This window comes from Pseudonocardia abyssalis (genome assembly GCF_019263705.2).
Classification (GTDB): Bacteria; Actinomycetota; Actinomycetes; order Mycobacteriales; family Pseudonocardiaceae; genus Pseudonocardia; species Pseudonocardia abyssalis.
This window is the reverse complement of the sequence record NZ_JADQDK010000001.1, coordinates 4,049,549-4,061,549: the sequence shown is the minus strand read 5'-3', so window position 1 is coordinate 4,061,549 and position 12,001 is coordinate 4,049,549. Positions and strand designations below refer to the sequence as shown.

The following is a 12,001-nucleotide window of genomic DNA, read 5'->3' as shown; positions in this document are numbered from 1 at the left end:
ACCGGGTGCCGTCGGCACCGCGCTCACCTCACATCTCATGTGTCGATCACTACCCGCCGTCCGACGGGCCGTTGACTAGATTACTCCTCCGGGCAGTACATCGGCTGAGGAGGCGTTCACGTTGCAGTTCGGGCGGTACTACGAGGAGTTCGAGGTCGGCGCGGTCTACAAGCACTGGCCCGGGAAGACGGTCACCGAGTACGACGACCACCTCTTCTGTCTGATCACGATGAACCACCACCCGCTGCACCTCGACGCGCACTTCGCCGAGGAGACCACCGAGTTCGGCAAGAACGTGGTGGTGGGCAACTACATCTACTCGCTCCTGCTCGGCATGAGCGTGCCGGACGTGTCGGGCAAGGCGATCGCCAACCTGGAGGTCGAGTCGCTCAAGCACACCAAGCCGACGTTCCACGGCGACACCATCTACGGCGAGACCGAGGTGCTGGACAAGACGCCGTCGAAGTCGAAGGACGACCGCGGCGTCGTCTACGTCGAGACGCGCGGCTACAAGCAGGACGGCACCGTCGTGTGCACGTTCCGGCGCAAGGTCATGATCCCCAAGAAGTCCTACGGCGACGCGCGCGGCGGCGAGCAGGCCGGGCGCCCGACCCCTCAGGTCTAGGCGGGCAGCGCCCCCCACGTCGCGAGCGTCTGCACGAGCTCGTCGACGAGGGGGAGCGCGGCGAGGTCGGCAGCGGAGCACCACCGGGCATCGAGCGCGTCGTCGCCGGCGAGCAGCGCGCCGCCGAGCACGGTGCAGGCGTAGTCGGAGATCAGGTACGGGCCCCGCGTCACTCGCCCGATCAGGCGACCGGGGGCGACGTCGAGACCGGTCTCCTCGCGCATCTCGCGCATCAGTGCGGCCGCGTCGTCCTCACCGGCCTCGACGCGCCCGCCCGGCACGGACCACAGCCCGCGACCAGGCTCGTTCCCGCGGCGGATGAGCAACAACCGACCCACGGCGTCGTACGCCAGGCCCCCCACACAGGGAGTCAGATCGTTACGTTCGGTCACAGATGCGCACCGTACTTGCCCGCGTGCCGGATACCCTGGACCGCGCGGGTGCTGTACAAATCAAGTCGTAGTCAGACCCACTTCGGTTCGGAACGGTGGTACGGGTGAACGTCAGGAAGATCGTCGGACTGCTCGCGATCGCGCTGCTGATCTTCTTCGTGGTCACTCAGCCGGGGAGCGCCGCCGACTCGGTGCAGAACATCGGCAACATCCTCACGAACGCCGCCAACTCGCTCGTCACGTTCTTCACCGAGCTCGTGTAAGGCCGTGCTCGCCCCCCGCGAGATCGACGAGTACCTGCTCCCGACGGAGCGGCGGGTCATCCGCGTGCGTCAGCACTGGGCCGTGATGATGAAGCACCTCACGGAGACGGCGCTGTTCCTGCTCCTGCTGGTGATCGTCCAGCTGTGGATCGAGCCGAACACCCCCGCCTCCGGCACACCCGGCTTCGGCGCGGTCGTCGCCGACAACATCACGTTCTACCTGGGCCTGGTCGCCGTACTGCGGTTCACCGTGCTGACGATCCTGTGGTGGATCGAGCGCATCGTGATCACCGACAAGCGCGTGATGCTGGCCGAGGGGATCATCGTCCACAACGTCAAGATGATGCCGCTGGGCAAGGTCACCGACCTCACGTTCCAGCGCACGCTGGGCGGCCGGATGTTCGGCTACGGCACGATGATCGTGGAGTCGGCGGGTCAGATCCAGGCGCTCAACCGGATCGACTACATGCCGCGCCCCGAGGAGATCTACGAAGCGCTCTCCGAGCTGGTGTTCGGGGAGAAGGGCAAGACCCGCGCCACCGGCATGCTGGCCCGCCCGCGCTGGCGGAAGTGACGGGTTAACCTCGGGCGTGGCCCGCCCCCCGAGGATCGACCTGCACACCCACTCGACCGTCTCCGACGGCACCGACACGCCCACCGGGCTGGTGGCCACGGCCGCCGCCGCGGGTGTCGACGTCCTCGCGATCACCGACCACGACACGACCGGTGGCTGGGACGAGGCCGTCGCGGCGCTCCCGGCCGGGATGCGGCTCGTGCGCGGGGCCGAGTTCTCGTGCGTCAGCGAGACGGGGCGCGACGACGACGAGGTGTCGGTCCACCTGCTGGGCTACCTGTTCGACCCCACGCACGAGGCGATCGTCGCCGAGCAGACCCGGCTGCGCGAGGAGCGCCACCACCGGCTCGTCGGGATGGTCGGGAAGATGGCCGACGCCGGGTACCCGGTCGACGTCGAGACGGTCTTCGCCTACCTGCCCGAGGGGGCGAGCGCGGGGCGGCCGCACCTGGCGCGTGCGCTGGTCGCCGCGGGCGTCGTCGAGAGCGTCAACGAGGCGTTCGCGAAGCTGCTCTACACGGGCAGCCCGTTCTACGTGCCCAAGCGCGACACGCCCGTGCGCACGGCCGTCGAGATGGTACGGGCCGCCGGGGGAGTGGCGGTGTTCGCGCACCCGCTGGCGCGCAAGCGCGGGCGGGTGATCGAGCCGTCGGTGCTGGTCGAGCTGGCGGCGGCGGGGCTGGGCGGCGTCGAGGTCGACCACCCCGACCACAGCCCGGAGGACCGGGCCCTGCTGGCCGACCTCGCCGCCGGACACGGACTGGTCACGACCGGGTCCAGCGACTACCACGGCACCAACAAGACCACCCCGATCGCGGCCGAGACCACCGCCGCCGACGCCCTCGACGCGCTCGTGGAGCGGGCCGTGGGCGGCATCGAGGTCGTCACCGGCTGACCGCTACCGTTGCTCCGGTGGACGGACAGCTGGGCTTCGACTTCGTCGCGCCCCGGCTGGTGAAGGTCACGCCCGCGCGGCTCGGCACCTGGCGGGACTGCCCCCGCCGCTACCGCCTCGGCTACCTCGACCGCACCTCGCGCGGCGGGGCGTGGGCCAGCAGCACCCTCGGCGCGGTGGTGCACCTGGCGCTGCGCGCGTTCTACGCACTGCCCGCCGACCGTCGCACCCCCGACGCTGCCGCCGCGCTCGTCGACCGCAACTGGAACGGCGAGGGCTTCCGCGACCTCACCCAACAGCGCGAGTACCGCGAGCGGGCCCGGGGCTGGGTGGCCGCCTACGTCGCCGACCCGGCCGGACTGGCCGACGGGTCCGAGCCGCTGGGCGTCGAGCAGTGGGTGTCGGTGTCGACCGAGCGCATCGTGGCCGAGGGCCGGGTCGACCGCATCGACGCCCGTGGCCGCGAGGCCGTGATCGTCGACTACAAGACCGGGCGCCGCCACCTGTCCGCCGCCGACGCGCGCGACTCCGAGGCGCTCGCGCTGTACGCCGTGGCCACCTCCCGGACCCTGCGCAAGCCGAGCACCCGCGTGGAGCTGCACCACCTGCCCACCGGCGAGGTGCACGCCTTCGAGCACGACGCGTCGACGCTGCGGGCCGCGGTCCACCGCGCCGAGGAGACCGCGACGGAGCTGGCCGACGCCTCCGACGCGCTGGCCGACGGCGGCGACCCCGAGGCGCTGTTCCCGCCCCGGACGTCGCCCGGCTGCGGCACCTGCGGGGTGCGCCGGCACTGCCCCGAGGGGCGCGCGGCGGCCCCGGAGCCCGCGTCATGGGAGGGGCTGGCGCCGTGAGGGCACTGCGGAAGGTCTCCGGGGTGCTCGCCGGCGGGCTGGTCGTGCTCGCCGTGGCGCTGGGCGTCGCCTGGGTCGCGGCGACCCGCACCGGCGCACCCGGTCCCGCCGGGAGCTTCCTGGCCTGGCACGCAGTGGCGGCGGTGGCCGCGGTGGTGGCCCAGATCCGGGCCGACCGCGCCCCCGACGGCCGCGGCGCGGGGGCCGCGCTCGTCGTGCTGGTGATCAGCGCGGTGGTCCTGGCCGCCCTGTGGCTCGCCTGACGCCGAGGAACGCTGCGCGCAGCGCACCCAGCCCGGCGGTGGTGGCGATGTCCGGGACGCGCGGGATGCCGTAGAGCCGCTTCGCCCACGGCGGCAGCAGCCCGATCGCGACGGCCGCGACCGCGGTCCACGCCGGCCGGGCCAGCGCGAGCGACGCGGCCATCTCCCCGAGCGGCCCCACCGGTAGCCCGACCGGGATCCGCGTCGGGATCGGCGCGAGCGCGAGCCGCCGCGCCGCGCGCCGGGCGATCGGGCTCGCCACCAGCTCCGGGCGGACCTCGGCGAAGTAGGCGTCGACCTCGGCGCGGCTCACCGGCAGGTCGACAGCGCCGAGCAGCGCGCCCGCCCGTACCTGCTCGGCGAGGAAGCGGTCCTCCTCTCCCGGGTCGATCAGTCCGAGCCGGCGCACCGCGGCGGAGAACGAGCTGACCTCGGTGACGTGCACCCAGCGCAGCAGGTCGGGATCGTCGGCCGAGTACTCCCGGCCGGTGACCGGGTCGGTGCCGCGGACCGCGGCGTGGATCCGCCGCACCCGCGCCGCGGCGGCGTCGGCCGTGGCGGTGTCGGCGAACGCCAGCGTCGTGACGTACTCGGCGGTGCGCTGCAGACGGGGCCAGAAGTCGTCGGGGAACGACGAGTGCTGGTCGATCCCCGCCATCGCCCGCGGGTGCAGGGCCTGCAGGAACAGGGCGCTGAACCCGCCGATCAGGGCGGCCGGGTCGCCGATCACCCGACGGGTGGCGCTGCCGGGCGGGAAGTAGCCGGTACTCACCCTCCGAGGCTATGGAGTGGGGACGAGTGCGGCCACTCGGTCGCCGCGCTGCTCCAGCAGCACGTCACCGTCGACGGCGGGGACGACCGGCGCGCCGGGGTCGGGTCGGTCGACGGGCAGGAACCGCTCCGGGGTGCCGCGGTCGGGGTCGAGGACCCGGATCCCGCCCTCGACGGGGACGAGAAGGTCGATGCCGTAGCGGACGGGCGGGCCCAACGCGTCCGGGAACGTCCAGAGCAGGGCGAGCTGCCCGGCGTCGAGCGCGAGGACCGATGACCCGGTGAACCAGTAGCGGTGGGAGTCGTCGGCGGAGGTGGGGACGACGCCGCCGGGCGGGTCGACGACCTCCCCGTCGACCTCGCTGACGGAGAGCTGCACCCCCGCCGCGTCGTAGACGACGAGCCGTGCGGGATCGGGCAGCGCGACCGCGACCTGCTCGTCGGAGACCGCGACGACCGCGGCCCCGGAGCCCGGGAGCAGCACGGAGAACTCCTCCTCCGGCTTCTCGGCCCCGTCGGCGCCGTCGGCGGCGAGCACGGTGAGCCGGTCGGTGGCGTCGTCCGGGCAGCGCTCGAGCACCGCGACCCGGCGCCCGCCGAGCGCGGTCGAGCCGTGGGTGCACCCGGGCCGCGGCTGGCGCCCGACCTGCTCCTGCGCCGGGACGACGCCGTACTCCAGGGTGCGGACCAGGTCGGAGCGCCACACCTCGAGGTGGTCGGTACCGGTGGCCAGCACGTAGGTCTGGTCGGCGAGCAGCCGCGTGCCCGGCCGGGCGTCGGGGTTGCGGGCGCCGACGCGTGCGCCGGTGTCGCCCTGCAGCATCGTGACCTCCGAGCAGTAGGTGCCGTCGCCCGCGCCCGGGTCCTCCCCGTTGGCGTAGACGGCCAGCACCCGGCCCGCCTCGACGCCGGGGAACCCGGCGCCGACGGTGCACAGCGGCAGGTCGCGCGCGTAGCTCCAGCGCTCCTCGCCGGTGCGCGCGTCACGACCCGAGACCGTCGACCCGTCGGCGGTGACGACGGCCGGACCGGCCACGACGGGGACCGGCGTGCCCGGGCTGGCGGCCTCCCAGGCCTGCGCGAACGCCACCGGGGCCCCGGACGCCGGGGGCGGGATCTCGATCGGGACCTCGGCGACGCGGTCGGTGGTACCGGCGACGTCGCTGGTGACGGAGACCGTCACGACCAGGGCGGCCAGGACCGCCGCGATCACCCCCGCCGCGACCAGGTCGCGGCGGGAGCGTCGTTCGGGCGGTGGTGCGCGGAACATCGAGCGCGGGGTGGGTCAGCTCGCGGCGGCGTTCTCGGAGGAGTCGTCGGAGTGCGGCCCGTCCGACCCGGCGCTGCGGCCACGGCCGCCCCGGCGGCGACGGCGGCGCGGACGGCCGTCCTCACCCTCGGCGCGCGGGCCGCTGCTCTCGGGTCCGGCGGTGGGTGCGCCGGAGTCCGCGGCCGGAGCGGCCGCGTTTGTCGGGGCGTCGACGGCGCGGGACTCGGCGGCGCGGGACTCGGCGGCGCGGGACTCGGCGGCCTCGCCACCCTCCAGCGTGACGCCCCCGCGGCTGCGGGTGCGCGACCGCGACCTGCGCGGCTTGCGCTCGGGAAGCACGACGTCCTCGGCGCGCTTGGGGCCGCGGTCACGGTCGCGACGGCGGCCGCCGCCCTGGTCGCCCTCGGTGTCGACGTACTCGGCCTCCAGCCCGGCCCGGGTGCGCTGCGAGTGCGGCAGGCGGCCCTTGGCGGTGGTGGGGATTCCGAGGTCGGTGTAGAGGTGCGGAGTGGTGGAGTACGTCTCCGGGGCCTCCGGCATGTTCAGCGACAGGTCGTCACTGATCGTCTTCCACTTGTGCAGCTCGTCCCAGTCGACGAGCGTCACCGCGACGCCGGTCTTGCCCGCGCGGCCGGTGCGGCCGATCCGGTGGACGTAGGTCTTGGAGTCCTCGGGGCACTGGTAGTTGACGACGTGCGTGACGTCGGTGACGTCGATACCGCGGGCGGCGACGTCGGTGGCCACCAGTACGTCGACCTTGCCGGAGCGGAACGCGCGCAGGGCCTGCTCGCGGGCGCCCTGTCCCAGGTCGCCGTGCACGGCGGCGGCGGCGAAACCGCGGTCGGCGAGGTCGTCGGCCACGCGCTGCACGGTGCGCTTGGTGCGGGCGAAGACCATCGTGAGCCCGCGGCCCTCGGCCTGCAGCACGCGCGTGAGCAGCTCGACCTTGTCCATCGCGTGCGCGCGGTAGACGTGCTGCGTGGTGTTCTCGTGCGTGGAGCCCGAGTCGGGCTCCTCCGCGCGGATGTGCGTGGGCCGGTGCAGGAACGCCCGCGAGAGCGCGAGGATCGGGCCGGGCATCGTGGCCGAGAACAGCATCGTGTGGCGCTGGTCGGGCAGCATCCGCAGGATCTTCTCGACGTCGGGCAGGAAGCCGAGGTCGAGCATCTCGTCGGCCTCGTCGAGCACGAGGGCCTTGACGCGGCCGAGCACCAGGTGGCGCTGCTCGGCGAGGTCGAGCAGGCGGCCCGGTGTGCCGACGACGACGTCGACGCCCTTGCGCAGGGCGGCGAGCTGCGGCTCGTAGGCGCGCCCGCCGTAGATCGCGGTGACGCGGATGCCGAGGTGCTTTCCGGCGTCGGCCAGGTCGGCCGCCACCTGCACGCACAGCTCGCGCGTGGGGACGACGACGAGGGCCTGCGGGACGTCGCGGGTGCGGTCGGCGGCCTCGCCGTCGAGCGTGCCGGCGGGCTGCTCCGACGGCGGGGTGACGCGCTGCAGCAGCGGCACGCCGAAGCCCAGCGTCTTGCCCATGCCGGTGCGGGCCTGGCCGATGACGTCCTCGCCGGCCAGGGCCAGCGGCAGCGTCAGCTCCTGGATCGCGAACGTGTGGACGATGCCGGCCTCGGAGAGGGCCTGCACGATCTCGGGACGGACGCCCAGGGAGGCGAAGGTGGGGGACTCGGGGCGGACGGGGGCGTCGCCGGTGAGCGGCTTCGCCTGCGCTGCGTCCTCGGGGGCTGCCCCGATGATGGGGGTGGAGTTATCGGTCTCGACGGACAGGGTGATCGCCTCTCTCCGCGCACAACTGCCGGGGCCGGCTCGTCGACCGCGCGGCGCGGGCGCCCGGTTCGGGGCCTCACCGTGCGGGAGAGCCGACGAGGCGCTGCACGCACCAGGTCGTTGCGGCCTGACCGTCGTCGGATGCGGGCCGCGGGTAAGCGCGCACCCCGTACGGGTGCTGCGCTGGGTCGCATCCTACCCCGTGGGTCACCCCGCACGGCAGTGCGGAGTACGGGTGGTCGCGTGACGTGTGCCGCCCCGACCGGGTGGCGCCGCCCTCTAGGCTTCGGACCATGCGCAGATCAGGGCTCCTGCTGTGGTGACGGCGGTCGACGGCGGCACCGCCGCCGGCCGGGCCACGATCGACCTGCTGGGGGTGCTGGCCTACGGCGAGCTGTCCGCGTTCGACCGGCTCGCCGAGGACGCCCGGCACGCCCCGACGCTGAGCGGGCGGGCCGCGCTGTCGTCGATGGCGGCCGCGGAGATCGGGCACTTCCGGCTGCTGGAGGAGCACCTGCAGGGGATCGGCGTGCCGATCGAGGACGCGATGGCGCCCTTCGTCGTCATGTGGAACGGCTACCACGCCTCGACCGCGCCGCGGAGCTGGCTGGAGTCGCTGGTCAAGGCCTACCTGGGTGACGGGCTCGCGGCCGACTTCTACCGCGAGGTCGCGGCCTGGGTGTCCGGCCCCACCGGCGAGCTCGTGCGCCACGTGCTGGCCGACACCGGGCACAGCGCGTTCGCCGAGCGCGAGGTGAAGGCGGCATGCGCGGCCGACCGCCAGGTGCACGACCGCCTCGCCCTGTGGGGGCGGCGGCTGCTCGGCGAGGCCGTCACCCAGGCCCAGCACATCGTCGCCGAGCGCGACGAGCTGGCCGAGTTCATCGTCACCGGCTCCGGCGACCTCGCCGGGATCGGCGCCCTGCTGCGGCGCCTGCAGTCCAACCACGGCAAGCGGATGACGAAGCTGGGGCTGTCCTAGTTCGGTCACGGCCGTGCTTCGGTCACGGCCGTGGTTCGCTCACGGCACACCGCCCGTCCATGCCCGGGCCCGTCCGCTCGACTAGCCTGGTCGGCGCACGTACACACATGACGACCAGGAGGTCCCCCCGTGGAGGTCAAGATCGGCATCGCGGAGAGCCAGCGCGAGCTCGTGGTGTCCAGCGACCAGACGGCGGACGAGGTCTCGAAGCTGGTCGACGAGGCACTCGGTGGCGGCGACGGCCTGCTGAGGCTGGTCGACGAGAAGGGCCGCAAGTACATCGTCCGCTCGGCCCAGATCGCCTACGTGGAGATCGCGCCCGAGGAGGGTCGCCGGGTCGGCTTCGTCTGATCCGTCCGACGCAGCGGGTCCGACGCGGTGAGACGGTCCCGGCCGGTACATCCGGTCGGGATCAGTCGTCGTCGAGTGCGGGTTCCTCGACGGCGTACGGGAGCCGGCCGACGCCGGTGACCCGGTAGCGGCCCCACGGGTCCTGATCGCCGATGCGGGCGTCGGCGCGACCGCCGTCGGTGCGCAGCTCCAGCCGGCTCGACGCGGCCGTGAGCGCGCCGAGCAGAGCGGGCTCGACGTCGCGTTCCAGCGACAGTCGCCCGAACCAGTGCAACCGTCCGTCGTGCGGCTCGTGCCGGGCGCCCAGGACGACGCGGACCGGCACGTCCCGCCCGTCGACGGTGAGCGTCGCGGGCCCCCGGTAGCCGTCCTCGTGCTCGTCGTCGGTCATGTCGGCTCTCCCGTTCCGGTGGGCGGCAGCAGGCGCAGCGGGGCGTGCGGGGTGGCGGCGTTCTCGTCGCCGAGCACACCCGCGACACCGCCCCAGATCAGCGTGGTCAGGTAGTCGGTGATGGCCTCGCGGCTCATCGTCTGGCGCTCCAGCCACCAGTCGCCCGCGCTCTGCACCATGCCGACGAGCCCGATGGCCCAGGCCTCCGCGCCGCCCGGGTCGAGGTCGGCCTCGCGCAGGCGTACGCCGATCAGCGACGACAGCAGGCTCGCGATGGTCTGGCGGACGTCGTCGACGACCTCGGCTCCCGGCGTGTGCTCGCCGGGATTGTGTACGACGAAGCGCCAGAGCTGTGGCTCGTCATCGACGCCGGACAGGAAGCCGTCGATGATGCCGCGGATGTGCTCCTTGGGCTCGCGGTTCTTCATCAGCTCCGGGGCGATGCGGGCCATGAGCAGCGCGGCGGCCTCGTGCCCGACGGCGCGGTGCAGGTCGGCGCGGTCGTCGAAGTGGCGGTAGAGCACGGGTTTGGTGATGCCGGCCTCGGCGGCGATGTCGGCGACCGAGACGCCCGGGCCGTGCCTGCGGACCGCGTCCATCGCGGCCTGGACCATCTCGGCCCGGCGCTGCGCGCGGCGGGCCTGGCGGTCGGTCGGCTTGACAGGAGGCTCCACTGGAGGCACGGTACCAGAAGTAACAGTTACCGTTGGTAACACTAGGAGGGGCGATGACTGCTGGAATCGCGAGCAAGGTGGGCGACCGCGAGGCGACCGCGGCCCGGCTGCTGAAGTCGTCGATGGACCACTCCTACGAACCGAGCATCGACATCGACTGGAGTGCGCCACTCGTCGACGGGATGTGGGGCGTGCCGGAGCACCGCGTCTCGCTCTACGGCACCGAGCTGTGGGACACGCTCTCCGACGAGCAGAAGCGCACGCTGTCGATCCACGAGCTGTGCAGCGTCGCGCGCATCGGGTTGTGGTTCGAGATGATCCTCATGCAGATGCTGCTGCGGTACTCCTACGACCGGGACCCCCGCAGCGGGCACATCCAGTACGCGCTGGTCGAGATCGCGGACGAGTGCCGGCACTCGATCATGTTCGCGAGGATGAACGCGCACTGCGGCGTGCCGGACTACCGGCCGCGCCGGGTCACCCACGAGCTGGGCCGGCTCTTCAAGGCCGTCGCCTCGGGCCCCGCGATGTTCGCCGGCACGCTGTTCGTCGAGGAGATCCTCGACCAGATGCAGCGCGAGGCGATGCGCGACGAGACCGTGCAGCCGCTCACGCGCATGGTCAACAGGATCCACGTGACGGAGGAGGCCCGGCACGTCAGGTACGCCCGCGAGGAGCTCGTCCGGATGATGCCGAAGGTCAACGTCGCCGAGCGCGCCCTGGCCAACTACCTCACCGCGCGGATCGCCTACGTCGTCGCGACGAACCTGATCCACCGCGACGTGTACAAGTCGGTCGGCATCGACCCCGCCGTGGGGTACCGGACCGCTCAGGCCAACCCGCACCATCAGGAGATGATGCGGTGGTCGGCGCGCAAGCTGGTGCCCTTCCTGCGCGAGCAGAAGCTCATCGGCGGGCCGACGGAGATCCTCTGGCGGAAGGCGCACCTGGTCTGATGTCCACCCCATCCCTGACCGCCGCGGACGGCGTACCCCTGCACCTCGAGGTCGACGGGTCCGAGTACGCCCCCGTGACGGTCGTGCTCGCCCACGGCTGGACGCTCGACTCCTCGACCTGGGCGCCCGTCGCGGCCGCGCTCGCCGGGCCCGGTGTGCGCGTCGTGCGCTACGACCACCGCGGGCACGGGCGCTCCGGCGTCGCCGACCCCGCGTCGCTGACGCTCGACCAGCTCGCCGACGACCTCGCGCTCGTCATCGCCGAGGTCGCACCCACCGGGCCGCTGGTGCTGGCCGGGCACTCGATGGGCGGCATGACGCTGATGGCGCTGGCCGACCGGCATCCCGACGTCGTGGCCCGCGCGGCCGGGATCGCGCTCGTCGCGACGGCGTCGGGCGGGTTGGCGAACACCTCGTTCGGCCTTCCGCAGCGGACCGTGCCCGTCGTGCGGCGGGTGGAGGAGCGGCTCTACGGGTCGAAGCGCTGGTCGGCGGGGTCGCGGCTGGGGAGCCCGCGCGCGCTGGCCCCGGCGATGCGCTGGCTGCTGCTCGGGCCCCGGGCCGACCGCGACGCCGTGCGGATCACCGTGCGCGCCGTGGCCGCCTGCCGCCCGTCGACGGTGTCCGGGTTCCGCCCGACGCTCGCCGCGCACGAGCGCGACGCCGCGCTGGCGGTGTTCGCCGGGATCCCGACCGTGGTGCTGGCGGGGTCGCGCGACAAGCTCACCCCGGTCTCCGCGTCGCGGCGCATCCACGCGGCGCTGCCGTCGGCGGCCCTGACGATCTTCCCCGACGCGGGCCACATGCTGCCGGTGGAGCGGGTCGCGGGAGTTGCGGGGCGGCTGGGCGCACTGGTCCGCGGGGCCGTCGGGACGGAGCGGCACCGGGCCTCCTGAGACGCGCGGTGCCGCCCGGGCTCCTCGGGCGGCACCGTCGCCCCGTCCCGCGCCCGCCCCGC

Annotated in this window: 16 protein-coding genes; 10 read left to right on the top strand and 6 right to left on the bottom strand. The window is 73.5% G+C overall.

What is annotated here, in order from left to right:
* The first annotated feature begins 79 nt into the window (after positions 1 to 79).
* Positions 80 to 625, top strand: coding sequence for a MaoC family dehydratase (locus I4I81_RS19590; protein ID WP_372453633.1), 546 nt, complete (start codon positions 80 to 82; stop codon positions 623 to 625).
* Here the strand turns inward: I4I81_RS19590 and I4I81_RS19585 are convergent.
* On the bottom strand, positions 622 to 1,017 hold the full coding sequence (locus I4I81_RS19585) for an NUDIX hydrolase (protein ID WP_218604478.1): 396 nt from the start codon (positions 1,015 to 1,017) through the stop codon (positions 622 to 624). The genes I4I81_RS19590 and I4I81_RS19585 overlap by 4 nt on opposite strands.
* A gap of 104 nt (positions 1,018 to 1,121) precedes the next feature.
* Here I4I81_RS19585 and I4I81_RS19580 point away from each other — a divergent pair, with 104 nt between their 5' ends.
* The 5 genes from I4I81_RS19580 to I4I81_RS19560 are packed head-to-tail and all read left to right on the top strand — an operon-like array spanning position 1,122 to position 3,866.
* Positions 1,122 to 1,280: a hypothetical protein gene (locus I4I81_RS19580; RefSeq protein ID WP_218604477.1), complete on the top strand. Its 159-nt coding sequence runs from the start codon at positions 1,122 to 1,124 to the stop codon at positions 1,278 to 1,280.
* Positions 1,281 to 1,284: 4 nt separating this feature from the next.
* The gene (locus I4I81_RS19575) at positions 1,285 to 1,854 is read left to right on the top strand and encodes a PH domain-containing protein (RefSeq protein WP_218604476.1); all 570 of its coding nucleotides are present in this window, start codon (positions 1,285 to 1,287) and stop codon (positions 1,852 to 1,854) included.
* A 16-nt stretch (positions 1,855 to 1,870) separates the two neighbouring features.
* Entirely contained in the window at positions 1,871 to 2,749 is an 879-nt protein-coding gene (locus I4I81_RS19570) for a PHP domain-containing protein (protein ID WP_218604475.1), read from the top strand.
* 17 nt (positions 2,750 to 2,766) lie between these two features.
* The gene (locus tag I4I81_RS19565; RefSeq protein ID WP_218604474.1) at positions 2,767 to 3,603 is read left to right on the top strand and encodes a RecB family exonuclease; all 837 of its coding nucleotides are present in this window, start codon (positions 2,767 to 2,769) and stop codon (positions 3,601 to 3,603) included.
* Positions 3,600 to 3,866, top strand: a complete 267-nt coding sequence (locus I4I81_RS19560; RefSeq protein ID WP_218604473.1) for a hypothetical protein — start codon at positions 3,600 to 3,602, stop codon at positions 3,864 to 3,866. The genes I4I81_RS19565 and I4I81_RS19560 overlap by 4 nt, the downstream gene beginning before the upstream one ends.
* On the opposite strand, the gene I4I81_RS19555 is transcribed toward I4I81_RS19560, so the two are convergent.
* Genes I4I81_RS19555 through I4I81_RS19545 form a run of 3 tightly spaced genes read right to left on the bottom strand, consistent with a single transcriptional unit; the run spans position 3,829 to position 7,548 of the window.
* On the bottom strand, positions 3,829 to 4,638 hold the full coding sequence (locus tag I4I81_RS19555; protein ID WP_218604472.1) for an oxygenase MpaB family protein: 810 nt from the start codon (positions 4,636 to 4,638) through the stop codon (positions 3,829 to 3,831). The genes I4I81_RS19560 and I4I81_RS19555 overlap by 38 nt on opposite strands.
* A 9-nt stretch (positions 4,639 to 4,647) precedes the next feature.
* Complete coding sequence (locus tag I4I81_RS19550) at positions 4,648 to 5,907, bottom strand: Rv3212 family protein (RefSeq protein WP_218604471.1); 1,260 nt, start codon at positions 5,905 to 5,907, stop codon at positions 4,648 to 4,650.
* Positions 5,908 to 5,922: 15 nt separating this feature from the next.
* Complete coding sequence (locus tag I4I81_RS19545) at positions 5,923 to 7,548, bottom strand: DEAD/DEAH box helicase (RefSeq protein ID WP_226363465.1); 1,626 nt, start codon at positions 7,546 to 7,548, stop codon at positions 5,923 to 5,925.
* 460 nt (positions 7,549 to 8,008) lie between these two features.
* On the opposite strand from I4I81_RS19545, the gene I4I81_RS19540 reads away from it, so the two are divergent.
* Positions 8,009 to 8,671, top strand: coding sequence for a ferritin-like fold-containing protein (locus tag I4I81_RS19540; RefSeq protein WP_218605797.1), 663 nt, complete (start codon positions 8,009 to 8,011; stop codon positions 8,669 to 8,671).
* Between the two features lie 129 nt (positions 8,672 to 8,800).
* Positions 8,801 to 9,022, top strand: a complete 222-nt coding sequence (locus I4I81_RS19535; protein ID WP_218605796.1) for a DUF3107 domain-containing protein — start codon at positions 8,801 to 8,803, stop codon at positions 9,020 to 9,022.
* Positions 9,023 to 9,083: 61 nt separating this feature from the next.
* Here the strand turns inward: I4I81_RS19535 and I4I81_RS19530 are convergent, their stop codons facing one another.
* Together I4I81_RS19530 and I4I81_RS19525 are read right to left on the bottom strand one after the other, a co-directional pair.
* A complete protein-coding gene (locus I4I81_RS19530; RefSeq protein WP_218605795.1) occupies positions 9,084 to 9,413 on the bottom strand; it encodes a DUF4873 domain-containing protein in 330 nt (109 codons plus the stop codon).
* Complete coding sequence (locus tag I4I81_RS19525; RefSeq protein ID WP_226363464.1) at positions 9,410 to 10,087, bottom strand: TetR/AcrR family transcriptional regulator; 678 nt, start codon at positions 10,085 to 10,087, stop codon at positions 9,410 to 9,412. Before I4I81_RS19525 ends, I4I81_RS19530 begins: the two co-directional genes overlap by 4 nt.
* 53 nt (positions 10,088 to 10,140) lie before the next feature.
* Between I4I81_RS19525 and I4I81_RS19520 the strand changes: the two genes are divergently transcribed.
* Together I4I81_RS19520 and I4I81_RS19515 are read left to right on the top strand one after the other, a co-directional pair.
* On the top strand, positions 10,141 to 11,043 hold the full coding sequence (locus I4I81_RS19520; protein WP_218605794.1) for an AurF N-oxygenase family protein: 903 nt from the start codon (positions 10,141 to 10,143) through the stop codon (positions 11,041 to 11,043).
* Positions 11,043 to 11,939, top strand: coding sequence for an alpha/beta fold hydrolase (locus I4I81_RS19515; protein ID WP_218616246.1), 897 nt, complete (start codon positions 11,043 to 11,045; stop codon positions 11,937 to 11,939). The genes I4I81_RS19520 and I4I81_RS19515 overlap by 1 nt, the downstream gene beginning before the upstream one ends.
* The last annotated feature ends 62 nt before the right edge of the window (positions 11,940 to 12,001 follow it).